The 25,328-nt window shown below is 64.7% G+C and carries 26 protein-coding genes and 1 riboswitch; of the genes, 16 read left to right on the top strand and 10 right to left on the bottom strand.

What is annotated here, in order from left to right; all coding sequences use genetic code 11:
• Window positions 1-81: 81 nt before the first annotated feature.
• The 3 genes from M622_RS40015 to M622_RS26060 all read left to right on the top strand — a co-directional run bounded on the left by M622_RS40015 (window position 82) and on the right by M622_RS26060 (window position 3,312).
• Window positions 82-336 (top strand): hypothetical protein, encoded by a 255-nt coding sequence (locus tag M622_RS40015; RefSeq protein ID WP_021248532.1) that lies wholly within the window; start codon window positions 82-84, stop codon window positions 334-336.
• A 244-nt stretch (window positions 337-580) separates the two neighbouring features.
• The gene (locus M622_RS26065; RefSeq protein ID WP_021248531.1) at window positions 581-1,948 is read left to right on the top strand and encodes a hypothetical protein; all 1,368 of its coding nucleotides are present in this window, start codon (window positions 581-583) and stop codon (window positions 1,946-1,948) included.
• Complete coding sequence (locus M622_RS26060) at window positions 1,945-3,312, top strand: hypothetical protein (protein WP_021248530.1); 1,368 nt, start codon at window positions 1,945-1,947, stop codon at window positions 3,310-3,312. Before M622_RS26065 ends, M622_RS26060 begins: the two co-directional genes overlap by 4 nt.
• Window positions 3,313-3,628: 316 nt before the next feature.
• Here the strand turns inward: M622_RS26060 and M622_RS26055 are convergent, their stop codons facing one another.
• Window positions 3,629-6,109, bottom strand: a complete 2,481-nt coding sequence (locus tag M622_RS26055) for a VIT and vWA domain-containing protein (RefSeq protein ID WP_021248529.1) — start codon at window positions 6,107-6,109, stop codon at window positions 3,629-3,631.
• Window positions 6,106-6,603, bottom strand: coding sequence for a helix-turn-helix domain-containing protein (locus tag M622_RS26050; protein WP_021248528.1), 498 nt, complete (start codon window positions 6,601-6,603; stop codon window positions 6,106-6,108). The genes M622_RS26055 and M622_RS26050 overlap by 4 nt, the downstream gene beginning before the upstream one ends.
• Window positions 6,604-6,802: 199 nt before the next feature.
• Here M622_RS26050 and M622_RS26045 point away from each other — a divergent pair, with 199 nt between their 5' ends.
• The 4 genes from M622_RS26045 (at window position 6,803) to M622_RS39285 (ending at window position 8,640) form a co-directional block, all read left to right on the top strand.
• A complete protein-coding gene (locus M622_RS26045; RefSeq protein ID WP_021248527.1) occupies window positions 6,803-7,279 on the top strand; it encodes a retropepsin-like aspartic protease family protein in 477 nt (158 codons plus the stop codon).
• 71 nt (window positions 7,280-7,350) lie between these two features.
• Window positions 7,351-7,429: riboswitch (SAM riboswitch) on the top strand.
• A gap of 180 nt (window positions 7,430-7,609) precedes the next feature.
• The gene (locus tag M622_RS40285; RefSeq protein WP_021248526.1) at window positions 7,610-7,777 is read left to right on the top strand and encodes a hypothetical protein; all 168 of its coding nucleotides are present in this window, start codon (window positions 7,610-7,612) and stop codon (window positions 7,775-7,777) included.
• 27 nt (window positions 7,778-7,804) lie between these two features.
• Complete coding sequence (locus M622_RS26040) at window positions 7,805-8,242, top strand: hypothetical protein (protein ID WP_021248525.1); 438 nt, start codon at window positions 7,805-7,807, stop codon at window positions 8,240-8,242.
• A 188-nt stretch (window positions 8,243-8,430) separates the two neighbouring features.
• Window positions 8,431-8,640 carry a hypothetical protein gene (locus tag M622_RS39285; RefSeq protein WP_021248524.1) on the top strand — a complete coding sequence of 70 codons (210 nt, stop codon included), beginning with the start codon at window positions 8,431-8,433 and terminating at the stop codon, window positions 8,638-8,640.
• Here M622_RS39285 and M622_RS39610 read toward each other — a convergent pair.
• From M622_RS39610 to M622_RS26015, 4 genes are all read right to left on the bottom strand, one after another.
• Complete coding sequence (locus M622_RS39610; RefSeq protein ID WP_245543040.1) at window positions 8,615-8,887, bottom strand: HNH endonuclease; 273 nt, start codon at window positions 8,885-8,887, stop codon at window positions 8,615-8,617. The genes M622_RS39285 and M622_RS39610 overlap by 26 nt on opposite strands.
• Before the next feature lie 233 nt (window positions 8,888-9,120).
• Window positions 9,121-9,966 (bottom strand): ion transporter, encoded by an 846-nt coding sequence (locus tag M622_RS26025; RefSeq protein ID WP_021248522.1) that lies wholly within the window; start codon window positions 9,964-9,966, stop codon window positions 9,121-9,123.
• A gap of 31 nt (window positions 9,967-9,997) precedes the next feature.
• On the bottom strand, window positions 9,998-10,948 hold the full coding sequence (locus tag M622_RS26020) for a YcjF family protein (protein WP_021248521.1): 951 nt from the start codon (window positions 10,946-10,948) through the stop codon (window positions 9,998-10,000).
• Window positions 10,949-11,050: 102 nt separating this feature from the next.
• The gene (locus M622_RS26015) at window positions 11,051-11,497 is read right to left on the bottom strand and encodes a hypothetical protein (RefSeq protein WP_021248520.1); all 447 of its coding nucleotides are present in this window, start codon (window positions 11,495-11,497) and stop codon (window positions 11,051-11,053) included.
• Window positions 11,498-11,615: 118 nt separating this feature from the next.
• On the opposite strand from M622_RS26015, the gene M622_RS26010 reads away from it, so the two are divergent.
• The 5 genes from M622_RS26010 (at window position 11,616) to M622_RS25995 (ending at window position 15,575) form a co-directional block, all read left to right on the top strand.
• Window positions 11,616-12,497: a LysR family transcriptional regulator gene (locus M622_RS26010; protein ID WP_021248519.1), complete on the top strand. Its 882-nt coding sequence runs from the start codon at window positions 11,616-11,618 to the stop codon at window positions 12,495-12,497.
• A gap of 109 nt (window positions 12,498-12,606) precedes the next feature.
• Window positions 12,607-13,221 carry an H-NS family nucleoid-associated regulatory protein gene (locus M622_RS40485; RefSeq protein ID WP_021248518.1) on the top strand — a complete coding sequence of 205 codons (615 nt, stop codon included), beginning with the start codon at window positions 12,607-12,609 and terminating at the stop codon, window positions 13,219-13,221.
• A gap of 229 nt (window positions 13,222-13,450) precedes the next feature.
• Window positions 13,451-14,056: a hypothetical protein gene (locus M622_RS26005; RefSeq protein ID WP_084520679.1), complete on the top strand. Its 606-nt coding sequence runs from the start codon at window positions 13,451-13,453 to the stop codon at window positions 14,054-14,056.
• 68 nt (window positions 14,057-14,124) lie between these two features.
• On the top strand, window positions 14,125-15,366 hold the full coding sequence (locus M622_RS26000; protein ID WP_021248516.1) for an MFS transporter: 1,242 nt from the start codon (window positions 14,125-14,127) through the stop codon (window positions 15,364-15,366).
• Complete coding sequence (locus tag M622_RS25995) at window positions 15,363-15,575, top strand: hypothetical protein (RefSeq protein ID WP_021248515.1); 213 nt, start codon at window positions 15,363-15,365, stop codon at window positions 15,573-15,575. Before M622_RS26000 ends, M622_RS25995 begins: the two co-directional genes overlap by 4 nt.
• 51 nt (window positions 15,576-15,626) lie before the next feature.
• Here M622_RS25995 and M622_RS25990 read toward each other — a convergent pair whose 3' ends face one another.
• A complete protein-coding gene (locus M622_RS25990; protein ID WP_031346459.1) occupies window positions 15,627-17,438 on the bottom strand; it encodes a L,D-transpeptidase family protein in 1,812 nt (603 codons plus the stop codon).
• Here M622_RS25990 and M622_RS25985 point away from each other — a divergent pair.
• The gene (locus M622_RS25985) at window positions 17,437-18,000 is read left to right on the top strand and encodes a YcbK family protein (RefSeq protein ID WP_021248513.1); all 564 of its coding nucleotides are present in this window, start codon (window positions 17,437-17,439) and stop codon (window positions 17,998-18,000) included. The two genes, M622_RS25990 and M622_RS25985, sit on opposite strands and share 2 nt — an antisense overlap.
• A gap of 117 nt (window positions 18,001-18,117) precedes the next feature.
• On the opposite strand, the gene M622_RS25980 is transcribed toward M622_RS25985, so the two are convergent.
• Entirely contained in the window at window positions 18,118-18,486 is a 369-nt protein-coding gene (locus tag M622_RS25980; RefSeq protein WP_021248512.1) for a diacylglycerol kinase, read from the bottom strand.
• Between the two features lie 124 nt (window positions 18,487-18,610).
• On the opposite strand from M622_RS25980, the gene M622_RS25975 reads away from it, so the two are divergent.
• Window positions 18,611-20,179: an HDOD domain-containing protein gene (locus M622_RS25975; RefSeq protein ID WP_021248511.1), complete on the top strand. Its 1,569-nt coding sequence runs from the start codon at window positions 18,611-18,613 to the stop codon at window positions 20,177-20,179.
• A 43-nt stretch (window positions 20,180-20,222) separates the two neighbouring features.
• Here M622_RS25975 and M622_RS25970 read toward each other — a convergent pair whose 3' ends face one another.
• Entirely contained in the window at window positions 20,223-21,356 is a 1,134-nt protein-coding gene (locus M622_RS25970) for a PQQ-dependent sugar dehydrogenase (protein ID WP_021248510.1), read from the bottom strand.
• A 159-nt stretch (window positions 21,357-21,515) separates the two neighbouring features.
• On the opposite strand from M622_RS25970, the gene M622_RS25965 reads away from it, so the two are divergent.
• Together M622_RS25965 and M622_RS25960 are read left to right on the top strand one after the other, a co-directional pair.
• The gene (locus tag M622_RS25965; RefSeq protein WP_021248509.1) at window positions 21,516-21,869 is read left to right on the top strand and encodes a VanZ family protein; all 354 of its coding nucleotides are present in this window, start codon (window positions 21,516-21,518) and stop codon (window positions 21,867-21,869) included.
• A gap of 123 nt (window positions 21,870-21,992) precedes the next feature.
• On the top strand, window positions 21,993-23,984 hold the full coding sequence (locus M622_RS25960; protein WP_031346458.1) for a peptidase U32 family protein: 1,992 nt from the start codon (window positions 21,993-21,995) through the stop codon (window positions 23,982-23,984).
• Window positions 23,985-24,034: 50 nt separating this feature from the next.
• Here the strand turns inward: M622_RS25960 and M622_RS25955 are convergent, their stop codons facing one another.
• The gene (locus tag M622_RS25955) at window positions 24,035-25,294 is read right to left on the bottom strand and encodes an MATE family efflux transporter (RefSeq protein WP_217995299.1); all 1,260 of its coding nucleotides are present in this window, start codon (window positions 25,292-25,294) and stop codon (window positions 24,035-24,037) included.
• Between the last annotated feature and the right edge of the window lie 34 nt (window positions 25,295-25,328).

The raw sequence follows: 25,328 nt of genomic DNA, 5'->3' as shown, positions 1-25,328 counted from the left end.
CGTCGGCAGGAAACAGCTCGACCTAGCCTCCCGCCGGAAGACCTCCGCCGGGAGCTCCTGTCCCGTCAGCCACTCCCAAAGATGGCAGACCCGCCGGATGTGCGCGCCGTTGGGCGCCTCGTTCAACCAGGCCAGCAAGTCCTGCGGCGGAAGGTGCTCGAACAAGGCGTCGATCGCCTCGAGATTCACGCCCTCGTGGCACAGGGCAAACTCGAGATGGCCGACAAGCATATCCTCGATGGCGACGCCGCGCAGGAAGAGGACGCGGTCCGCCGAACCCTCGCGCCGATTGACCGAGCTCGTCATGGACATCCTGCGCCATGGGCACCACGTTGAGGTACTCACACCCGAGAGCCTTGCTGGTGCGAGTGCTCGACGAAATCGCGCGGATGGCGCGGCATTACAGCGAATGAAACTGGCACTGGCGGGCGCAATCACTGGGTCCGGCCATCGCCATGCTCAGTCCAAGTCATCAAAGGCGTGAAGCACCACAGACGACTGGAGTCACTGACGTGTGGTTTGATCCGCTTTTGTATGACAATCAATCCGACCGGCCATCCAACAAGGGCAAAGCAAACAAATGCCAGAACAAATCGACTCGACTCAACAACCGGCCGCTCGCCCAGCGGGCCTGTGGATCCTGATCCCCCTCGCGGCGCTGACCTTGGGCGGGCTTGGCGTGGTCTGGATGCAACTTGATCGCCAAGCCGATCGCATGCATCAGCTCGAGGAAGAGCACGCTGTCGTGGCACAAGCCAGCGGTGCGCACTTGAGCAATTTGGATGCGGCAGTTCGGCAGACGAACCTCACCATTGAGCAGCAAGGCTCGCTCCTTAGCCGTATCGTGGGCACTGTCGTGCCCGTACGGATCCCCGAAAGCACTGAAAATGAACTGGTTCGAATCGAATCCAAGCTCTCCGAGACCGACATGCTCACGGCGTCAAAAGATGACGCGGCTACGCTCACCCGTGAGTTCACCACGCTGATAAGCAGTTTGCCGCCCTGGATACAGGCCGAACTGCTTCCACGCATCGTGCCTGTTCGCTGGCAACTGGCGGCACTGCTGCTGATACATCGCGAGCTTCCGGACGACGCCGACGACCTGCTGGATCTTGCGGAGGAACTTGCCATCCACGCCTCAAACCATCCGCAGGCAACCCCTGATGTGCTGTTGGAGCGACTGCAGACGCAAGCAAAAAACGTCACGACCAAGACAGCCGAGGTCGAGGAAAGATCAGCGCTCGAACGGGCTAGTAAGGCCGCGTCCGGTGAGGGCGATCCTTCGGCCTCCCTCGTTGAACTCGAAACATTGGCAGACACCCCCGAGCGAAAGCAGCTACAGCAAGAGTTACGTCTTGCTGTTCTACGTAAGGAGGCGAACAGGATCGAAGAAGACGCTGCCCTGTTGCCCCGTCTAGCGGATCCTGAACTCAAGGCGCGGCTTGCAACCACAATTCACTCGGCAATCCAGAATCTGCGAATCACCGCATCGGCATTGAATATCGAGCCCCCGGAGTTGACCGAACAGCTTTCGAGACTCGCCGCACATGCCGAGGATCAGATTCAAGCGTACCAAGCAGACACCGCCCAAAAGAATGCTGCGCGGCTGCGCGACTACCAACGCTGGGCTCTCGAGCAGATTCGCAGCGTCCCCGCCCTCGACAAGCTTGAGTCGGGCCGCGTAGCCAAGATCGCGAGTGCAATCGACCGTAACAATCCGCTTTCCCAAGCACGCGACGACGCCAACAACGGTGCGCGGGACGAACTCGTGAAGCTCCTGATCGAGCACTTATCCATCGTTGATTTGCGCCTGCTGGATACAGCCGTTAGCGAATGGTACTCGAAGGTTTTCACAGATCAATTTGGGAAGCTTGATGAAGCTCGACAGATCAGGGTGGTCGAGGGCTTTGCGAACTCCATCAAGCATCCTTTGGAGAATCTGCAGTGAAACCTTCACTCGTCCTGCTCGTCGGGATGCTCCTCGCGCACGGAGACGCTGCCGCGCAGGTGGCCTCAACTGCCATTGGAGATCGAGTGGGCAACTACGCCTCGATCAGGACTTGGCATGAGCAGTACCTGGCAACATCACCCACACAGCAAGGTCGTGTCGAGGCAGTACGTCAGATTGTCCGCTCCGGCTCGCTCGGCGATCGCGGACTGCAGCGGATCTTTCATAATTTCGAAGGCCGCATGGCGATCGACCCCTCCATACCCGGTGTCGAGAAGACGGCCAGACTGCTCGCCTCGTCGAACCGCGCTCAGGTCAAGGGCCACACCCGCGAGCTTCTGTACGCCATCGGAATACATAACGACGGTCGCAACAGTCTGATCGAGATGGGCCGGAAGCTCGACCGCCCATGGGGCAAGACTGATGCCGACATCGTCTTGCGCAACCATCGCACGGGACTGTACGGCCGTATCGAGGTGAAGAACTACTCGCTTCGGTCGCAAATTACCAACGAGGCCAAGCTCAAGGCCCAGATGGGCAAGATGGCCCGTGAAGCGCGCCTGACTGGACAGCCCCAGTTCTGGATCAACCGCCACGGCATCACACCACAGCTTCGCCGTTACGCAGCGCAGTCGGGCATCCTGACGCTGGACAAGGTCGGGACTGGACAGCGACTGCCGGCCGGCACGCAATCGTTCGAGCAGGCGCTCGCCAAGATGGATGCGCGTTTCATGCGTGTCGCGCAAGGGCGGGCGATGGTCGGCGGGACCATGATTGGCTTTGGTGTCGGTCTGCTCACCGCATCGCTGCGAGAAACGTGGACCGCCGTCCAAGGTCTTTCCGACCCCAAGCATTCGGCGGATTGGAGCCGGTTGGGCAGTGCGGGAAGCTATAGCGTTGCCGGCACCGGGATGATCGTCTCCGGCAGCGCCCTCAGCTTCGCTCCTCGTTTCGCCGAGGCGACCCAAGGCCGTCTCTACGCCTTTGGAAAACTTGGAGGCGCATTCTCGGTCGCTGCATTGGGCGCTGGCGTTGCCATCGACATCAGCCGGTACCGTAGCGGCGCGATCTCCTCCGTGGAGTTCTGGCGCAGGGCTGCTCATGCATCCAGTGTCGTAGCCGGCGGTACAATGGGAGCCTGGCTGGGCAGCAGCATCACGGCAGTTGCAACAGCAAACCCGGCACTTGCTGCAGCAGGTGGTATCGCCGGCAGCTTCTTGGGGGCGAGCATCATGACCTATGCCGGAGGCGCGGTTCTCGACCACAAGATGGAGGCTGCAAGGCGACACCACGACCAAGCCTTCGGAGACTCGGTCTATCATCGCTACGGCTTGGCTTCGACCCTCCCGGATACGAGCACCTGATCAGCGCTTGGGTGGCCTGCACCCGGTACCATATTTGAGGGGTGCCAAAGCAGCAAACCAAGCGCGCCGCTGATGAACTCATGCTGCCACGCCACTTTGCCGGTACAACGCCGTCAGCACCTCGCGCAGCACTGGCGGGCGAGGAAGGCCGCGAACGCCGTCGCGTCGGCCCTCTTTGGCCCTTCCGGGTGATCGAGCCTTCGTCGATGTCCGTCAGTCCAGATCCTGACCGGCGTGGCGTTCCGGTCGAGGACCTGTTTCACGGGCATGGGGTCCTTTCTCGCATTTCTTGTCGATAGGCAATACCCACGCTCGGCTAACCAAGCACCGTCACCTCGTCCCGAAGCTCAAACACGCAGTCGGGCCAGCTCTGCGCCCGGAGCACAGCCACAAACACCTGCAGGCGCGCGTTGATCGGCTCGGCCGCAGGATCGGCCTGAATGACCTTCAACGCCGCGCCCGCTGCCACGCGTTGCGCCAAGGCCTCGAGCCGACCCAGCGTGCCGGTGTCCGATAGCAGCGCTTCGTGCACATCGCGCTGCGCCATCGCCTGGACGAAGCAGGCGACCACCAAGGCCTCGCCCTCCCCTTCAGCGAGCACGAACTCCAGCCAGTCGAGCACCGCCGCACCGACACCGATTCGGCGCAGTTCGGCATGACCTTGGGGCCATTCGGCCTGCGGGTGACTGCGCAGCCACTGTGTCAGGCCCAGCGGAGTGAGACCTGTGTAATGCGGTTCGGCACACCAGTAACGCGGATCGTCCCGGGGTGGCTGCCCGGCGTCCTGGTTCGCGCTTCGGCGCAGGAAAGCCGGGATGTCATAGGTACCAGCCTTGTTGGCCGTATCGCCGCGATCCGCACGCCGACCCGAGCGCAGGACCACGGGCGCATCGAAGGGATCGTCGAAGTCGAGATACGCACCGCTTGCCGCAGCCGGCGAGCCGTAGTGCTCGGGCGCCTCATTCACGGTGAGCGGCGCCATGCAGGGGTCGATGCAGAAATCGAGACTGCCGAGCCCACCAAAGCCGGCGGGCAGCATCGAGGGCACCTTCACGAGATCGGGCATGTCCGCCGGCTTGCCGGCTTCGGCACGCGTCTCGACGAGCAAGAAATGCGTCAGCGGGCTGACCAGCTGATACGCGACGGCCAGTTCCAGCGCCTGACGCGAGTGGGCACCCTCACCGGCGAACAGGGTTTCGATCTGCGCGGCAACGGCCATACGGTTGAGCGCCGAATCATGCTCGACAGCAGTCAGGCTGGCCTCGCCCAGCAACTCGGGCGCCATGGCATGCGCACGTCTGCCGACCAGACGCACCGTCCCATCCGGCACCTGCGCGAAGCGTGCCCACGCCGTCACCGCGTCACCGTCGAACACCGAGCCAGGTAACGCGCTCATCCACACGGGCTTCACACCGGCCGGCCACGCGAGCTCCAGGGACGCCATACGCTGCGAGCGCAGGCGCGCAAACATGCGCAGAACGGCCGACTGCACGGCCTCTCCCGGTGCGACGAAGTCACAGGCCCCGGCGGTCTCCTCGGCCAGGCGGCGCAGCACACCCTCGGCCGATGCGCTGCCGATACCGACGACGAACACCCGGTGGCCCAGCGCGCGCGCCTTCGCCACCGTGCGCTCGATGGCGTGGATCTGGCCATCCGTGATGAGCAGCAGATCGACCGGCGCAGCCCCCTCCTCAGCACCGAGGCTTACCGCTGCATCGCCGGCCAGGGCCAGCGTGGAATCCAGCGCCTTCTCCATCTCGGTACCACCCAGGTCAGCCTGCAAGCCTGCCGTCCAGCGCTGCCCGGCCAGCCGGGTCGCGGCGCTCGTGCGCCACAGGGCGCGCGAGCGGTGCTCAACGGTGTTGCCGAAGCGTGACAGCGAGAAGCGCTCGCCTTCGCGCAGGCCGGCGACGATGGCCTGCAGCGCACGTCGCGCGGTGGCGATGCTGTCGCCCTGCATCGAGCCGGAGCAGTCCACCAGTATCTTCACTGCGAGCGGATGTTCCGCCGCTGGCACGCGCGGGCAGAAGCTCGTCAGCACGCTGACCGCGCCGGGCTGCACCGTGTCCTGCGCGCACAAGGCAAGCGAATCCTGCACGACCTCATCGAGCACGAGGATGAAGTCGCGATCCAGCTGGCCGTCGCGCGCAAGCGACACGACCATCGCCGACGTCTCGCCCTCACCTTTCAGGCGCATCGACAGCGGATGGCTCGGCGAGCCGATGCGGGCGCGTGCGAGGGCGCCTTCGATGCGCAGGCTGAGCTCGAACGGGTACGCCACCATCAGGTCATGCTCGACCACCTGGTGCGGCTTCAAGCCCGCATCGGCCACCGGATCGCCATAACGCGGGGCGATCACCGTGGGCACCACCAGGCGCAGGCCCTGCTGCTCGAACTGGAGCACCTGAGCGTAGCGTAGCCGCAGCACACAGGTCTCCCCGGGTGCAAGGTTGCCCAGGTTCACTGTGTAGCTACCATCCAAATTCTGCTCGAGCAGGATGGCGGTGTTGCCTTCGGCAATTGCGTCCTCGTAGCCCTGCTCCGCCTGCTTTCGCTCCACGACCGCACCGGACAGGCGGCGATCGCCAATCAGGACATCGACCCCGAGCAGGACGGCCGCCCAAGGCAGCGGGAAGGTGTAGATCAGCTCGACATGGCGATCGAAGGGGTTGGCAAAGCGCTGCTCAAGGCTCGCCTCAAACAGCGTGCTGCGCAAGCTGCCTTCAAAGCGGGCGCCCTTGAGCGTCAGTGCCTCACCCGCGCGCGTCTCGAGCCGTGCCGATTGCTGCTTCATCATGATTCTCTCGCCTGTCGTTCGTTCTTGTTCGTGCTTGCCGGATCTGCCTGCAAAGCACCATCTTCTTCGCCCTGCGCCACCTTGAAGGCAGTCATCACGCCCTTGATGAACTGCCGCACCGCCTCAGGACTCAGCCCCGCCCGCTGCGGATCGATGACGACCTCGATACCGTCGGCTACGCTCAGATGACTGCACACCGACACGCTGCCGATAGCGCGTTCGCGCGGCGGCACCGGCGGCTGACCACCATGCAGCAACTCGCGGATGCGCTCGAGGGACACCCCTGCTGCCGTCCACTTCTTGATCAGCAGCAGCTGCTCGAGGTGCGTGCTCCCGTAGCGGGCCGCCCGGGTTTCGCCCTGCGGGCGGTCGACCAGGCCGATCTGCACGTAGTAACGCACCGTGCGGGGCGGCAGGTCAGCCAGGACGCAGAGCTCGGCGAGCGGGTAGCCGGGCGGCGGGTTATCGGGTGTAACTGTGCGGGCCTTATTCATGCAGTAATTTTATACACTTTTGGTGTTCATATTCAAGCATGAGAACGGACCGACGCACGCTTGATATCCTGTCGTCCGGATCGAGGCGCGGAACATTCCGAGCGTCCCGACGAACGAAGGTACGTGAACGACACTCGAGCATCCCTGACGAAAAACGATGAGCAATCCTGATCAAACCACCCGCAGACTCGGACGGCGCATGGGCTTCCTGGCGACCCTGGCTTTCCTCGGCTTCGGCTGGGTGACGTTCGATGGCGCAATCACCAAGCGCGAGGACCCCAATCACGCGCTGACCGTGGCGCCCGGCGTTGACGAGTGGGTGCTTCGCCGCAATCGCAGCGGACACTACTTCTCCCCTGGGCTCATCAATGGCCAGCCTGTGCGCTTCCTGCTCGATACCGGCGCGACGCACACCTCCGTGCCGGCGCACCTGGCCCAAAGCCTCGGCTTGCGCCCCGGCGCCCCGTCGACGGCGTCGACGGCCAACGGGACCGTGACGGTGCGCGCAACCAGAATCGACGCCCTGGATATCGGGCCATTTCGCTTCGCGGGCGCACCGGCGCATCTGAACCCCGGGATGCGCGACGATGATGTGCTGCTCGGCATGAGCGTGCTCAAGCACCTCGAGTTCACCCAGCGCGGCGATGTGCTGGTGCTCAGAAAACCCGCTGGGTAGTCGCGCCAGGCTTCACGTCGCCCCCGCCGTCTCACCCCTGGGTTGACAGCCCCCGCCCTCCTCCGCTTTAATCCAGTCATCGCGCCGATTTGAGAACACAGCTTGCGGGCGCGTAATAAATGCAGCTAAAGCGGCCATCCAAGACCCGCTGAGCCCGCATGGCCATCGGGTCTTTTGTTTTTTGCAGCACAACACGGGCGCCCAGCGCCCAACCGCCGGCATTAACGACAACTTGCCGGGGCGGATGACAAATACCGGCTAAAGCGTCACCGCCTCTTCGCCCCCGCGAGGCCGGTCACGCCGGCTCAACAGGGGGCGAGGAGCACCACCATGATCAGCACGCAATCCACGGGCGACCGGCGCCTGACCCCCAGCCAGAGCGAAGCGCTCGGCAAGTTCGTCCCCAACCCCTTCCCGCCTGCGCGTACCGGCACGCCCGTGCGCCAGCCGACGAGCGAGCCGCTGCCGATACGGCCAAGTTGGCTGGGCTGGCGTTGAGCCGGGTCACACGAGGAGGACATCATCATGTGGCCCTACGCAAGCCGTGGCTCCCGCTTCATGGGTGAGGTCAACGAGATCAGCCCCAGCACGCTCGAGGCGGAGGATTTCATCACCAATGCGGTGTCGATCAAGCTCTGGCTTCCCGAGAAGCTGGTCGCAGCCATCGATGTGCTCTGCGAGCAGCACGACGCAAGCCGCCCGGACGTGCTGCGCTGGATCCTCTTCGAGCACGTATTCGGTCGGCTGGAGCTCACGCACCTGAAGCGTCGAATGAGCGCGCGGCTCAAGCTCGAACTGCAGGACCTGGCCGACGCCGCAAGGCAACCGCTCTCCGATTACCTCCGCGCGGTGCTCGCCCGTCACCTGCTCGCCGAACGCTTCTTCCGAGAGTGGCAGGCGACGCTCGCCAAGGCCAACGCCGAGGCAGCCCGGCACGAGTCGGACACCGTCGTCGCGCGCTAGCGCATGGCCACCCACCCGAGCGCGGCCGAGCGCAGTTTGCGGGGAATTTCTCCCGCAGCCTCGGCCCGCCGGGTAGTCTTTCACCCATGCCGCAACGGCATCCCGTCCCCGATTTAGCCCCACTTGCGGGGGACGTTAAAGGCATACCGCTAAAGAGGGCGCTTCGTTTCGTTTCGGAGGCGTTTCACGTGTCTCATCCCCTTCCCGACCCGCTGCCCATCGGCAGCCTTGCGCTCACCCTCAAGCGCACCGATCCGCGCAACGCCGGCCTGGCGGTCGAGATCCTCGCGCATGTCGGTGCGGCGCCCGAATGGCGTATCGAAGACGGCTACCGCGTGCGCCGCATTGACGGCCAGCCGATCCCGTCCTCGATCACGCCCAGTGCATGTCGGACGTAAGTACCAAACCATTACGTGGATCGTCATCAGCCGCTTCGCTGAACGGACGGATGTGTGCGCTCGGGGCGAGGGCGAGGTCGATCTCGCCGTGCCGGCCCTCACCATGATGTGCGGTCTGCCATGCAACACTGTGGAAGACCTCATAGCCTTCAGGCAGCGACTGCTGCAGACGGTCGAGGACATCAAGCTCGCGATAGCGTCCGGCATCGTGCCGAAGGGTATCCAGAGCCGGGGATATTTGCGCCATCGGGGCGGAATCGCTGCCTGGGCGCCCCGTCGACGGCCAACGGCAGCGTGACGGCGCACGCAACGAAAACCGACGCCCTGGAGATCGGGCCATTTCGCTGCGCGGGCGCGCCGGCGCATCTGAGCCGCGGGAGGCGCGACGATGATGCGCTGCTCGGCATGAGCGTGCTCAAGCACCTCGAATTCACCGCGCGCGGTGAGGTGCTGGTGCTCAGAATGCAGTCCGGCTGGCGCTCAGCGCCGCGCCTGCGCGCGCAGCATGTCCTTGAGCTCCGCGAGCTCTGCCCGCAACACGCGCATCTCCGCGTGCAGGTCGGCCTCGATGTGCTCACGCGCGTCGTCCACCGCGCTCACAGTGAGCTCGGTTTCCGCGCTGGCGAAGCTTTGCATCGCGCTCACGATCACACCGATGAACAGATTGAGCATCGTGAACGTCGCGACCAGGATGAAGGGAATGAAGAACAGCCACGCATACGGGAACACCTCCATGAGCGGGCGCACGATGCCCATCGACCAGCTCTCGAGCGTCATGACCTGAAACAGGGTGTACAGCGAGCCGCCCAGGGTGCCGAACCAGTCTGGAAACTGTTCGCCGAAAATCTGCGTCGCGATCACGCCGAACACGTAGTACACGAGCAAGAGCACCATCGCAATCGAGCCCAGACCGGGCAGCGCGGCCAGGAGCCCGCCGACCACGCGACGCATGGACGGCACCATGGTCAGCACGCGCAGCACCCGCAGCACGCGCAAGGCGCGCAGCACGGCAAACGGGCCGCTGGCCGGCACGAGCGCGATCGCGACCACGGCGAAGTCGAACACGCTCCACGGATCGCGGAAGAACGCAGTGCGCCAGGCAATCAGCCGCAGGCCGATCTCCAGCACGAACACGGACAGCATCGCCTGATCGAGCAGTTGCAGCCAGGCGCCATGGCGCGCCATCAGCGCGTCCGAGGTCTCCAGGCCCAGCACCACCGCGTTGAGCACGATCAGGGTGAGGATGGTGCCGCGCACGTCCGCGCGCTCGAGAAAGCGCTGCAAGGCGGTGGGTTTTTGCGCCGTCAGGCCATGGCTATCGAACACTGTCCGCTCCGTATCAGATGAAGCAGACTGTTCAGGCACCGCGCACCATCGACAGCACGCTGGTCGCATCGAGCGTCCTCGCCTTGGCCTGGATATCGGGCAGATAGCGGGCACTGAGGCCTTGGGCATCCTGCACCGTGCGCGCGTAGGTGTCCTTGAGCATCTGCGTGGACAAGCTGCGCCCGCCTGCGTAGTAGCGCTTTGCGACCTGACCCAGGGCGTAGGTGGTGGCAAAGCTCATGCCCGTACTCACCGCTTGCTGGCCGACGCCACGCAGCAAGCCGCCACCCAGTTTGCCCAGCAGTCCACCCAGCAACTTGCGCCCGGCCTGCTCCAGATACTGCGAGCTCAGGCCGACGCCGGCGGTGGCCAGGAAGTCCTTGATGTGCCCACGATCGAGTTCGAAGCCGTATTCCTTGCCGATGCGCCACACCAGCTTCATCTGCAAGGGGATGATCGCCATCGTCGACAGGGTCTCGGGCAGCAGCTCAAGCGCGCCGTTGACGATGGCCGCATTGAGGATGGCGTCGTCGAGTGCGGCCTCGTCCACCGCTGCATGCGCCGCGATTGCCGGGCCGGCGGCCTGCCCACTGCTCACCGGCAGCCCGGCGATCGCCTGTGCTTCGGACACAAAGGCTGCCGCTGCGCTGGCGTCGAGGCCGAGCGCGACCCTGGTCTCGGCCAGGAAGCGCTGCTCTGCATCCGAGAGCGTGCCGTCCGCGTCGCACACACACACCGCCATCTCGTAGCCGAGCTGTTTCGCCTCGGCGCTGCGCAGTCGTTCGATCACATCGGCCAGAGTGACGCGCTTCAAGAGCACGTCCTGGTACAGCGTCGACAGCTGACCCACCTCGTCTTGCGAGAAACCCTGTGCGACGCGCTTGATCTCGTCGCGCTCGCGCGCGTGCTTTTCGCCATCGGCAAACGACGCCAACAGACACAGCGTGAGGATTGCTCGGGTTTCGTCTGGCTGCATGCTCATTTCTCTCTTCCTTCAATTACCAGTTGCATCTGCCCGGCCGGGACACAATGAACAGGCTCGGGCGGACGCCCGGCGCGGGCGTCACAAGTCAGCCGCTGTTGCCTACTTTACCGATGCGCGCGCCGCATCCGCCCTGGCCTTGGCTTCATCGGCCATGCGCTGCAGGTCCTGCGCCTCCTTTTCGGCAGCCGCAGCCTCGGCTTCCTTGGCCTTGGCAGCTTCCTGGTCTGGCGACAGAGCGCCTGCCAGCGCGTTGCCGGCCATGGAGCCCACCACACCACCAACTACCGCGGCACCCAGCGTCCTCCCCATGCTGGAGCCCGCGGCAGCGGGCGCAGCGGCGGCAGGGGCAGCGGCGGCAGGGGTAGCAGGCGCGACCGGCGCTTTCGCGGCAGGAGCGGGGGCCGCACTCGGCGTCCTGCTGATGCTGGAAGGTTTGGACTTGGTGCCACCCAGACGCTTGGCGTGTGCCAGTGAGGGAAGCGCCAGCGCGGTGATGGTCAAGGCAATCACGGCAACGGCAGTGGAGCGGGAGGAAGTATTACGCATGGCGATGTCCTGGAATCAGAAGAAATTGAACGGCTTTTGTTCGGGCGTGCAGCATAAGACCCCAAATGCATCGAAAAAAGAAGAAAATAAGTGAATCTGATTCCATCAAAATCTGAATATGAGCCTGAGCTTCAACCACCGGCATCTGTATTACTTCTGGGTCGTGGCCAAGGAGGGCAGCATGACGCGCGCTGCCGAGCGACTGGACATGGCGATACAGACCGTGAGCGCTCAGGTGCGCGAGCTCGAGCGCGACCTCGGCTGCCAGTTGCTGCGCCCCGCAGGACGAGGACTGGCCTTGACCGAAGCCGGCATGGTGGCCTTGCAGCAGGCAGAGCAGATCTTCCAGCTCTCCCAGGCCCTGCCCGAGCAGGTGCTTGCCACCGTCCAGGCGCCCTCGGCGCGGCTGGCAGTGGGCATTGCCGACGGGCTGCCCAAGCTCGAAGTGTGGCGTTTGCTGCGGCCGGTGCTGGGTGTGGCCAACCTGCGCCTGGTGTGCGACGACGGAGAGATGGCCGATCTGCTGGCGGATCTGGTCTTGCACAAGCTTGACGTGGTGCTGACCGACCACCCCGCGCAGTCCAGCTCACCGCTCAAGGTGCACAGCCACTCGCTGGGAAGCTCGGACATCGGCTGGTACGGCTCGCCACATTGGTGGGAGGTCGCGCACGCAGACTTTCCGGCCTCGCTTCAGCACGTGCCCTTGTTGCTGCCCACCACGCATTCGGTCGTGCGCAGCCAGCTCGACCGCTGGCTGGTCCAGAACGGGCTACGCCCACAGGTGGTGGGAGAGATCGAGGACAGCGCCTTACTGGAGACCTTCGGCAGCACCGACCTGGGGGTGTTTCCTGCGGCGCTGGTAGCAGAGAAGGAACTGCTCAAGCGCAGCCAGGTCAGGCTGATTGGCGCCTGCGAGGGCGTGCAGGAGCACTATTACGCGATCAGTACCGAGCGTAAGGTGATGCACCCCCTGGTGCAGCAGATCCTCAAGCGAACGTGATGCACAGGTTTTTTTCCCACGCCTTGCAAAACCGTGAAGGAGGGTCGGAACAACCTCTTACCCAGCGTGCCCGGTATCATTCGAGCACCAAGCAACCCCAAGGCCAAGTATGCCCATCGTCCTGAGCGAGCACGTCCTCTCCGAGCTGGAGTCCTTGCTTGCCGAAGTCAAACACGAGATCGCCAAGCGCGAAGCTGCCCTCGCGTCGAGCGCGACGCCGGAGACTTCCAGCGCGACCGGTACGACCGAAGTCGGTAGCGTGGCAGCGCCCGCCCCCCTGCCCGACGCGGTGGCGGACGCCAATGACACGCCCGCCGCAGCCCCGCCCGCGGCAAGATCAGGCACCCTCAAGAGACCCCCGCGTACGCCTGCCGAGCCTGCTGCCGAGCCCGTTCCCGTTCCCGCGCCACCAGGCGTGGCTGCCGAGGACGCTAGTGCCGGCACGAGCGAAATCGCAAGCTCGCCCGCAGCCGCCCCTCTGCCCGCTGAGCCTGAGCCTGCTGCGATCGACGCTACCCCGACGCCCGAGATTCGTTACGTTCATCCCGCCAGTCGCACCCTGACCTGGACTGGCGAAGGCAGCACGCCCGAATGGATCACGGCGTATCTGGCGCACGGCGGCTCCTGGACCGCAATGGAGAACGCGGCGGAAAAACTCGCTGCCAGTCATAGACGTGACATCCGGCTGATGACGCGCACGCCGCCCGCCCAGCGCAAACGCTGAGCGCCCGCGCACGCAAGGAAGCGATCGCCGCGTCTCCGGCCACGGCCTCACAGGGCCCTCAGTTTCTCGGCGACACGGTGGGGAACACCCCCACCCGCCTCATAAAGAGGCAGGCCCCGAAAGCCCTTCACCTGCAAGGGCTGCGCCTGCTTATCCACAGGCCAGCCCACAAGCCTGTCCCCATCGGCTGGGGAAAACCCTAGCCCATCTCCAGGCTCACCACCAAACCATGACCCCTCCCCACGCCCTGCCCCCATCCGACGCCAATCCCGCACCCGACCCCACGACGGCGCCCGACGCAAACCCGACCGCAGCCGCGGCTGAATCCACCTCGGCGCCGCAGATGATGGCCGTCGAAGAAGCGAGCGCCATTCGTGAAAGTCGTCTGTGGCACGACAATGGCTGGATGGCGCGGGTGATCAAGAACGAAGATGACGACGGCTGGGCAGTCGAAATGCTCATGGACGGGGAACCGGAGCCGGCACTGGTCGGACCGTGGACCATGGGGCGTGACAAGAAGAACCCCAAGCCGCTCGACCAGACCGCCTTCAACACCCTGATCAAGACCGCGACCGAAGTCTTGCAGCGCCATGCCCAGCAGGCCCACGCAGCGCTGCACAAGCGCCTCACGGTTTATGCGCTCGAGCGTGAATGGGACATCCGCCTCGACATCACGCCCGACGAATACGAACCCTATGCCATCCTCAGCGCGCTGGATGCCCTGGGTGAAGAGGTGGCGCAGGTGCGCGTCCGCCCTGACTTCCGCCTGACGAGCACGAGCGCGAGCAACTGGATCAAGGACGACTTCCGGCGCCCGCAGCGCGACGAGGACTGAGGCGGCGACACGGGCTGCGCCTGCTCACAGCGTATCATTCGGCCTGTCTTCCACATCGCACCGCGCTCATGGCCGCCCCCTCCCTTGCCCTCACCGCTGCCCCGCACGCACGAGCACTGCTGCCGCTACTGCTGCTCGTCGGCCTGATGTTGCCGGTGACCGCCATGGTGCCGGTGCTGTCGGTCTTCACCGCACAGCGGTTTGAAGGGCTGGGCCAGTTCGGCAGTCACTTCTTCATGTCGATCAACATGATCGGGGCCCTGCTCGGCGCCCCGATCGCCGGCTTGCTGTCGGACCGACTCGGTCGGCGCAAGGTGCTGGTCGTCGTCGCCTTGAGCGTCAACGGGCTGACGCTGCTCGGCATCGCCTACGCTTATCGACATCTCGACAGCTACGCCATCTTGCTGGCGCTGCGCCTGATCGAAGGCTTTGCCCATATGTCGGCGCTGTCGCTGTTGATGGCCCTGGGTGCGGATCAGGTGGGTCGCACCGGATTGGGTGCGCGCATGGGCGCGATCGGCGCCGCGATCAGCATTGGCGTCGCCATGGGCGCGCCGCTCGGCGGTGTGATCGGGGGCATCGATCCACTCTGGGTGCCCCTGGGTGGCGGGCTGTTGTCACTGGCGCTGGCGGTGATCGGCGCGGCCGGACTGCAGGATTCGACGACGGCGCGCGCGCGCCTGGCGATCGGCGAAATTCTCGCCACCCTGAGCAAACGCCGCGAATTGCTCATCCCCCTGGCCTTCTCCTTCGCTGATCGGCTCACCGTGGGCTTCATCGTGTCCACGCTATCGCTCTACCTCGGGCTCACCCTCGGCTTCGACGCGCGCGCAATCGGTGCGGCCATGGCCGCCTTCCTCATTCCCTTCTCACTGCTGACCTGGCCGGCCGGCCACCTGTCACGGCACTGGGACCCGCTGCTGATGATGGTGGTGGGGAGCATCCTCTACGGCGTCTTTCTTGGCGCGCTGGCCTTCGTGCCGGCGCACTGGGTGGTGGCGACGATGGCGGCGGGCGGCGTGATTGCCGCGCTGATGTACGCGCCCTCGCTGGTGCTGGCCGCGCACTATGGCGGCGAAGAATGCCGCGCCAGCGCGCTCGCGGCCTTCAACATGGCAGGCTCGCTCGGCTTTGCGTGCGGGCCGCTCATCAGCAGCCTGCTGCTGGCCTTCTATGCCGGCTTCACCGCCCATCCTCATGTACCGGTGTTTGTCAGCATCGGCGCCGTCGAGGTTGGGCTGGCGCTCTATGTCTATCACATCGCTCGCAGTGGCCGTCTGCGAACACCTGCCGTACTGGATTCGCAATGAAACTCGCACGCCTGTGGCAACCACGCAATCCCGCGTTCTGGATGATGCTTGTGCTCAACCTGTTGTCGTCGCTACTGGCCTGGGTGCTGCGCAGCTACACCTTGATACCGCTGGTGATGGCGGTGGTCGCAGGCCTGGCGCTGATGAACGCCTGGATCGGCATTCGCCTCGCGCTCAGCCTGATGCGCGAGGAGCCCGAGGCGGACTGAGGGACACAAGCCCACCAGCGCGCAGCGCGCGGCCGCCGGGCGCATGGCGTTTCAGCGCTGCACGCCGTCGAGCGCCACCCGCAGCGCCTCGTCCCGGGCATAGATGTCGGGGCGGAACTGAAGACGACCTTGCTCATCAAGTCCGGCGCTGGCGTAGTGCAGCAGCACTGGAATCTGGCGTGCCACTGGCAAGGTACGCGTCTTGCCGGTGGCGAGCGCCTGCTCCAGCGCCTCCGGCCCCCAGCGCTCGGGATCGTCAAGCAGAAGCACCGCAAGCTCATTGGGCTTCTCGACACGAACACAACCCGAACTGAGGGCACGCGTGTCGCGCCTGAACAGGGAGGGCGCGTTGGTGTCATGCAGGTAGATGGCATACGGATTGGCCAGTGAGAACTTGATCCGACCCAGCGAGCCGTCTGCGCCCGAGTCCTGCACGACCCGGTACGGAAGGCCGTGCTGGCGCGCCGCCTTCCAGTCGATGTGCTGCGCATCCACGCTCGCGCCTGAACGATCGACGATCTGCATGCGATGTTTGACGAGGTAATCCGGATTGCGCACCACACCCGGGACAACGTCCTCACGCAGGATGGTGGGCGGCACCACCCACTTTGGATTCAGCACCAGGTGCTGCACGCTGTCGAGCAGGGCGGGCGTTTTTCGCGTCGGCTTGCCGACCACGATGCGCGCCGACCATGCGAGCTGCCCACCAAGATGAAGACGGAGTCGGTAGCCGGTGAGGTCCACCAGCATGTGGTCGCCCTGCATGTCTTGCGCCACCCAGCGCAGCCGCTCCAGATTGACACGAAGCTGCGCCACACGCTGTGCCGGGCTGATGTTGAGCGCGTCGACGGTCTGCTTCCCCAGCGCCGCATCCACCGCGAGGCCGGCGCGCTGCTGAAAGCGCCGCACCGCCTCGACCAGCACCGGGTCGTAATGCGAGGCATCGGTGGTGTCGGCGAGGCTGGCCAGGCCTGTCGTGCGGCTGTTGGCCGGGGCGGGAGGGTGCTCGCCCGTGGCGCTCGAGCCCGGAGCGTTCGAGGCCAACGCCCGTAGCGCGCGCTCCTCCGCGGCCAGACGTGCACGCACGGCCGCAATGCGCGGATCGCGTGCGTCGGGGCGCAAGGTCGGGCCGCTTGCCACCTTGGGCCAGTCACCCCATGTCGCGAGCATGCGGTAGTGCTTGAGCGCAGCCTGCAGCTCGCGGTACAGATCCAGATCGGGCGCCTGCGCCTGCACCGCGGCGTTCAGCGCAGGCGCCTCAAGCACCTGCGCCAGACGCGCGGCCTGCTCCAGTGGTCGCGCCGGAGCGGAGAAATTCCAGTCGGCGTAGAGCGTGCGGGGATTGAGCCTGCCATGACGAAGCTGCTGCAGCAGGCGCGCGAGGGTGTCGGTGAACAACAGCTCGCGCTCCACCTGACGTTCGGGCGGCAGGTCTGCAAAGCGATACAAGGCCTCGGTGCGCAAGCGCTCCAGCGCAAAATCAGCCGCATCCAGGCCGTGCTCATCCAGAGTCCTCACCGCCTCGATCAGCCCATGCAGTTTTTCCTGCTGCGTCCATGCCGGGCGAAAGCCGCGCTGCAGATAGAACAGCAGTGCAGGATCCTCCACCCCGTGCAAACTCATCGTCAGCCGATTCTCGAGCAGGGCTGGCAGCACGCCATTGGCAGCACTGATGCCATCCGCACTCCGGGAAAGGCGCGAGTCAAGGCCAGAATCAGCGCCCACAGCCTGGGCAGGCAGAGGCGCGCTGCTCAGCAGCGCTGCCAGCAAGGCCGCTGCCGTTACAACTGTTTTGCCCCAATCGAGGCCGAGCTCGGTTAGCATGCCGCCTTCAAGTGCTTGTACGGACTGAATATTATTCATGATCAAGATATCCCGCCCTCATGCTGCCCCGCAGCGTCGCCTGTTTCTGAAGGGGCTTTCTGCCCTGCCGCTGGCCTTGCCCTTTGCTTCCGCACATGCCGCAAGCGGCCTCCACCTGGCCTTCCGCCACACCCATACGGATGAACGCCTCGAAACGAGCTATCGAAACCGTAATGGCTATATAGACCCCGCCCTCCAGCGCTTGAACTGGCTATTGCGCGACTTCCGAACCGGCGAGGTCGCGCGCATGGACCCCAGACTCTACGACATCCTGCACGCATTGAACGTGAGCTGTGGCGGGGGCACGTTTGAAATCATCTCTGGCTTCCGCTCGTCCAGGACCAACAGCATGCTGCGCCGCACCGGCGGCGGTGGCGTGGCCAAGCGCAGCCTGCACATGGATGGCAAGGCGATCGACATCCGCCTGCTCGGCTGCAATACGGCGCGCCTGCGCGATGCCGCCATCGCACTGGGCGCAGGCGGCGTTGGTTATTACCCGGAGTCGGACTTCCTGCATATCGACACCGGTACGGTGCGCAGCTGGGGCTCGAAGTCGGCCTGAGAGGCGGACACTGAAAGCGGGACTGCGGTGCGCCCACGGCAAGGCCTCAAGGTTTTCAGCTGTTGACACCTATGACCGGACGCATAGCGTCCGGTTTCATCGCGTGTGCAGCGCGCCTCAAGCGCTCAGCACCAGCGCCCACACCAGCACGGCATTGAGCAGCGCAATCATCACCGCCGCGCTGCCAATGTCCTTCGCGCGCTTTGCCAGCGGATGGCGATCCAGCGAGATGCGGTCGACGGTGGCTTCGATCGCCGAGTTGATGAGCTCGACAATCAGCACCAGCAATACACAGCCGATCAGCAGCGCGCGCTCCACCGCGCCCTCGCCCAACCAGATCGCGAGCGGGACCAGGACCAGCGCCAGCAGCACCTCCTGACGGAATGCGTCTTCGTGACGGTAAGCGGCGTGCAGACCGGCACACGAATAGTGAAACGCATTCCACACCCTGCGCAGGCCAGTCTTGCCTTTGAACGGGCTTTCCATCGATCGCGTCCGGGTTGTTTTTTGAAAGGATGGCGATCATTACACGAAAGCGGCGCGATGCGGATTGCAGCACGCGCTGTTTGGTCGCACGCTATAGGGCTCGTACCCTTCACCCCATGCCGACATGAAGCCGCCACAGGCGCAATCGACCAATCCCGCACTCGACTTCCTGCTGCGCCGCCTGCGTCAGCGTGGCGACTTCCCCGCCTTGTCGGAGTCAGTGGTTGCGATCAACCGCGTCGCCGCGAGCGAATCCGAGACGGTGGGCACGCTGTCGAACCTGATCCTGCGTGACGTCGCCCTCACCAACAAGCTGTTGCGGCTGGTCAATTCGGCCCACTACCGCCCTGCCAGCGGCGGCCAGATCAGCACCGTGTCGCGCGCGGTGATCGTGCTCGGCTTCGACACCGTACGCAGCATCGCCATCACCATCCTGCTGTTCGAACATCTACCGAACAAGACCGACGCCGAACAGCTGCGCGAGGAGTTTCTGCGCGCCTGCCTCGCTGGTCTGTTCGCGCGCGAGCTCGCCACACAGCTGCGCACGCGCGAGCTCGAACAGGCCTATATCTGCTCGGTGCTGCACAGCCTGGGTCGACTGCTGTCGCAGTACTTCTTCCCCGAGGAAAGCGCAGACATCCGCCAGGTGATGAAGCAGCACGACTGCCACGAGGATGTCGCCGCACAGCGCGTGCTCGGCGTCAGCTTCGAGGAGTTGGGGATCGGGCTCGCGCGCAGCTGGGGATTTCCGTCACTGATCCTGGAGAGCATGCGCAAGCTGCCACCGAGCAAGGTGCACAAGGCCAACACCCAGGAAGAACGCCTGCGCGTGCTGTCGGCCTGCGCCAACGAACACTGCGATGCCCTCTTCCACCTGCCGCCCGCCGAGCGCGAGCGGGCAATGGACGCGATCGTCAGCCGCTTTGCCGAGGCGCTACCGATCGATGCCGCACAGGTGCGCGAGCACATGGAGAGCGCAATCGACGAAGCACACGCCTTTGCGCGCATCATCAGAGTGGACCTGCAACAAACACAGCTCGGCCGCCATCTTGCCGACTACCTCGGCAACACCGCACCCAGCACTACAGCCGAGGAAGAGCCCGGTGCGATGCCCCGCGGGGTCGCGCTCGAACAAAGACTCAGCGCCGAGCCCACGCCAGCGGGACAAAAACCCGCGGACGCTCAGGGCGTGCTGAGCGCAGGCATCCAGGACATCAGCAATACCCTGGTCGAGGAGTTCAAGCTCAACGATGTGTTGCGCATCATCCTCGAGACCATGTACCGCGCCATGGGCTTCAAGCGTGTGCTGCTGTGTGTGCGGGACGCACGCAACAATACGATGAACGGTCGTTTCGGCTTCGGCCCGGGCGCCACCGAGCTTGCCGGACAGCTGCAGTTCAGCCTCGCGGCACAACCGGACAACGTCTTCAACGTGGCCACGGCGAAAGGGGTGGACATCCTCATTTCCGATATCGACGACCCCGCCATCGCCATGCGCGTGCCCGACTGGTACCGCAAGTCCGTGCACTCACGCACCTTCGTGCTGCTCCCGCTCACCATCAAGGGCAAGCCGGTGGCGATGATCTACGCCGACAAGGAGCGTCCGGGTGCAATCGAGATCAGCGAGCAGGAACTCGCCTTGCTGCGAACCCTGCGCAATCAGGCCGTGCTTGCGATCAAGCAGGCCGGCTGAAGCCCGCCTCGGCTGACTCTCCCGCGTCAAGCGCTGGCACCACTCAGCCCGGGTCCAGCCGCAGCACGCGCCCTTCGCTCTCGTCAAGCAACCACAGATGGCCGTCCGGCCCCTGGCGCACGTCGCGAATTCGTCTGCCCAGCTCAAGGCGCTCTTCGTGCACCACCGTGCTGCCGTCCACCACCAGACGCACCAGCATCTGATACTTCAGCGCACCCAAGAACAGGTTGCCCCTCCACTGCGGGAACAGCTCAGCGGTGTAGAAGGCCATCCCGGACGGGGCGATCGACGGCGTCCACTGCGTGAGCGGCGCCTCGACATCGGCGCGCGCCGTGCCTTCACCAATCTTGGTGCCGATCACGTATTCACGCCCGAAGGTGATCACGGGCCAGCCATAGTTGCGCCCCGGCAGCACACGGTTGAGCTCGTCACCGCCCTGCGGGCCGTGCTCGTGTGCCCACAGCTCGCCAGTGGCCGGATGCAGCGCCGCGCCCTGCACGTTGCGATGGCCGTACGACCAGATCTCGGGACTCGCGCCCGCCTGCTGCAGGAAGGGGTTGTCTGCCGGCACGCTGCCATCCATGTCGATACGCACGATCTTGCCCAGGTGGCTGTCGAGCGCCTGCGCCCGCTCGCGCGGATGAAAGCGATCACCCAGGGTCACAAAGAGGTTTCCAGCGCGATCGAACACCAGGCGTGAGCCCCAGTGATGCTTGCCCGCAGGGTCTTCGTTCTGGCTGAAGATCAGCTTCACATCCTCAAGCTTGAGTGCCGCAACATCAAGCCGGGCGCGCGCCACCGCGGTACGGGCACCTGTCGGCGTCGGCTGCGCATAAGAGAACACGATGCGCTGGTCAGTCGCGAAGTCCGGGCTCAGGGCGACATCAAGCAGCCCGCCCTGACCCTCAGCATGCACGGCCGGCACACCCGCCAGCGGCGCGGACAACGTGCCGTCGCGAGCTGCAATGCGCATGCGCCCGGGGCGCTCGGTCAGCAGCAGCCGCCCGTCGGGGAGGAACGCAATCGACCAGGGCTTGTCAAGACCTCGCACGACTTCGGTCAGCCGCACGGGGCCCGCTTCAGTGCGGAGCACGACGTCCGCCGCCCCCACCGCCATCGACGCCAGCGCCGCAAGGGCGAGCGCGAGCGACGAAACCAGACCACGAACCCCATTCATCTGCCCATCCTCCTTCCTGTGCGCATCAAAACGCGCGGCGTTCAACGCCCATCGTCAAATGCACGTGTCGCCATGAGTCAAGCGTCACGAAACGTCACCAAGCGTCCTCTTTGATCAACGATTCGTGCAAAATCTCGCCTCGTTCCACTCGGACTGCCCATGCCTTCTTCCGTTCGCACGATCTTTCGCATCCTCTTCTGCACCCTCCTTCTTGCCGTGTTCTGGCTCGCGCTGATGCCCGCGCCCAACATCGCGAAACTGGTGTCGTGGCAGGACAAGATCGAACACGCGCTGGCCTTCGCCACCCTGGCGCTGCTGGCGTATGCCGGCTGGCCACGCCATCCGCTGCGCATTGCCGCCGGTCTGCTGCTCTACGGCGCGGCGATGGAGCTTGCGCAAAGCCAGACCCGTCATCGCTTCGGCGACCCGTGGGACTGGGTGGCAGACGCGGTCGGCCTGCTCGTGCTGGTGCCGCTGGTCATGCGCGGCTACGCCGACTCAGCGCGCATCTGAGCGGCCCCTGCCACGGTGGTTTTACCCCGCCCGGTGGTGGCGCTCGTCAGGTCCTGAGCCTGTTGTTATCATCACCGCCTTTCCAATCAGGCGTTTGCGTGTCGAACGCGGATGAATCGTGCCATGACTGAGCCCCGCCACACCCTCGAGCTCCTCGCCCCGGCGAAGACCGCCGACTTCGGCATCGAAGCCATCAAGCACGGCGCAGACGCGGTGTATATCGGCGGCCCGGCCTTCGGTGCGCGCTCGGCAGCGGACAACTCGGTGGCGGACATTGCGCGCCTGGTGGCGCACGCGCACCGCTATCACGCCGAAGTCTTCGTCGCCACCAACACCATCCTGTTCGACACCGAGCTGGAACCAGCGCGCGAGCTGATCTGGCAGCTTTACGACGCCGGGGTGGACGCGCTCATCGTGCAGGACATGGGGCTGCTCGAGCTCGACCTGCCGCCCATCCAGCTTCACGCCAGCACCCAGACCGACATCCGCGACGCCAGCAAGGCGCGCTTCCTGCAAGATGTGGGCTTCTCCCAGATCGTGCTGGCACGCGAGCTGTCACTGGCCGAGGTCAGGAAGATCGCCGCTGCCACCACCTGCCAGCTCGAATACTTTGTCCATGGCGCGCTGTGCGTGGCCTTCTCCGGCCAGTGCTACATCAGCCACGCCCACACCGGCCGCAGCGCCAACCGCGGCGAATGCTCGCAGGCCTGTCGCCTGCCCTACGACCTCAAGGACAAGGACGGCAACACCCTCGCCAGCCAACAGCACATGCTGTCGATGAAGGACAACAACCAGAGCGCCAACCTGCGCGCGCTGGCAGCTGCAGGCATCAGCTCGTTCAAGATCGAGGGCCGCTACAAGGATCTGTCCTACGTCAAGAACATCACCGCGCACTACCGCCGACTGCTCGACGAGATCATCGAGCACCCTGAGACCGGGGGCAGCGCATACCAGCGCGCATCCAGCGGGCGCACGATCTTCCTGTTCGAGCCGCAGGCGGACAAGACCTTCAACCGTGGCTATACCGATTACTTTGCCAACGATCGCCAGCACGGCATCGAAGCCTTCGAGTCGCCCAAGTTCATCGGCGAGCCGATCGGCCGCGTGACGAAGATCGACGCCAAGGCACGCCGGTTCTTCGAGATCGAACGCAGCGCCCCCATCCACAACGCCGATGGCCTCACCTGGTACACGCCCAGGGGCGAGCTCACCGGCCTGCGGGTCAACCGTGCCGAAGCCAATGCCGGCGGCGAAGGCGTGGATCGCATCTTTACGTCCGACCCGCTGCCGGCCGAGCTGGTGCCGGGCACTTCGGTGTTCCGCAATCATGACCACGAATTCGAGCGCGCACTGGAGAAGAAATCTGCCGAGCGCCGCATCCGCGTCGATGCACGCCTGCACCATGGCGCGGGCGCAGAGGGCAGCCCTCTTGCGCTCACCCTGACCGACGAGGACGGCGTGAGCGCCACCGCCACCCTGGCCGGCGCCTTCCAGCCGGCACAAAACGCGGAGCGTGCGCAGGCAACGCTACACGAGCACATCGCCAGGCTCGGCAACAGCATTTTCACCCTCGGCGAACTGGTCCTCGACCTGCCTGCCCTGCCCTTTCTGCCCGCCAGCCAGCTCAATGCGCTGCGCCGCGACGCGGTCGAGCAGCTCGAAACGGCGCGCCTCAAGGCCTACGCCCGCCCGCCGCGCGCCGCCGCAGTCGAGCCGCCAGTCGCCTACCCGCAGGACGCGCTGAGCTATCTCGCCAACGTGCTCAACGACAAGGCACGGGCGTTTTACGCCCGCCACGGCGTCACCCTTGTCGATGCCGCCTTCGAGGAAAACCGCGAAACCGACAACGTCTCGCTGATGATCACCAAACACTGCCTGCGCTACAGCTTCAACCTGTGCCCGAAGGAAGTGAAAGGCATCCGCCCCGATCCGATGCAGCTGGTCAATGGCAACGAAACGCTGACCTTGCGCTTTGACTGCAAACGCTGCGAGATGCATGTCGAGGGCGCGATGAAACCGCACATCGCCAGGATGCGCGATAGCGTGGTGGCGCAGAAGGTGAACTTCTTCCCGTCCCCCCCGGGCAAGGAAGGCACCGCCACACCGACTTCTTGAAGAACGGCCTCTTGAGGGTCAGATTGTCCGAGCTCGGGTGACAGGGGCGCCTACGCCTGCTGGATATGCTGCAAGCCTTGTTTGTAAAGATTCCAGGCCAACAAGCCCGCGGCAAGGTTACCCAGCAGCACGCCGATATACAGGCCGCTCATGTCTGCAATGCTGGCGCCAACCCAGAGTGCCGGCAGGTAGCACACGAACAGACGCAAAGTGGAAATCCAGACCGCGCGCATCGGCATGCCCAGCGCGTTGCACACTGAAACCATCAGCATGCACACACCCAGCGCGGCATAGCTGATCGGCACCCAAAGCATGTAGCTCAGCAGATACAGTTCGGATTCCTGGTCTGGGGCCAGGGCGGGTGCGATCAACCAGCGCGTGGCCATCCAGAACAAGGCGATGGTCAATTGCAAGCCGATCACAAAGCGCACTGCAATCAGCACCAGGCTGTGTACGCGTTCGAGTTGCCTGGCGCCGAACAAACGCCCCACCATGGGCGGCAGAGCCATGGTCAGCGCCAGTACGATGACGATGGAAAACAGCTCCAGGCGGCTGCCCAGCGCCCACGCAGCAATGGCTGAGCCACCAAAGCCGGCGACCAGGCGCGTGGCCAGCAATGAGGCGGTGCCTGGCATCAACTGGCTGAGCATGGCGGGCGCACTGGTTTTGGCAATATCAAGCAGTGCGGGGGCAATCGCCAGCTTGCCTGGATCAAAGGCCAGCCAATGGTGCTTCAATATCCGTGAATACATGATCGCGGCGCCCACCAGGCAGGCAACAATGGTGGCATAGGCCGCACCGGGCAAGCCCAGGCCAAAGGTGAAAATGAACAATGGGTCGAGCAACATGTTGAGGATGCTGGTCAACACCATCGTCAAACCCGGCAAGCGGGTATCCCCATGCGCGCGTGAAATGCTGTTGGCAAAATACAAGAACGCGCCCAGCCATGCACTGGTAAGCCAGGGCAGCCAATAGCTTTCGGTGTAGGGCAATAACTCGGCGTCAGCACCGAGGGCATCAAGCAAGGGGGTGCGCAGCAACCAGATCAAGGTACATAAAATCAGCGAGACAGAGCAACCGGCGAGCACCACAAGGCCGCCCATGTATTTGGCGTGCTCTGCCTTGCCCGCGCCGATCGCCCGCGAAATCAGCGCGGTTGCGGCAATACCGATGCCAATCTGCACGCCAATCAGCAGTTGCTGCAGAGGCAGCGTAAAGCCCAGGGCCGCAAGCGGCTGCATGCCCAGCATGCTGATGAAGATGCTGTCGACCAACTGAAAACTCATCAGCGCCACAGCACCAAAGAGCATCGGCCAGGTCATGCTGAACAAGGCCCGAGACAAT

The sequence above is a fragment of the Thauera terpenica 58Eu genome, assembly GCF_000443165.1.
In the GTDB taxonomy this organism is placed as follows: domain Bacteria; phylum Pseudomonadota; class Gammaproteobacteria; order Burkholderiales; family Rhodocyclaceae; genus Thauera; species Thauera terpenica.
This window is presented reverse-complemented; position numbering and strand designations above follow the sequence as displayed.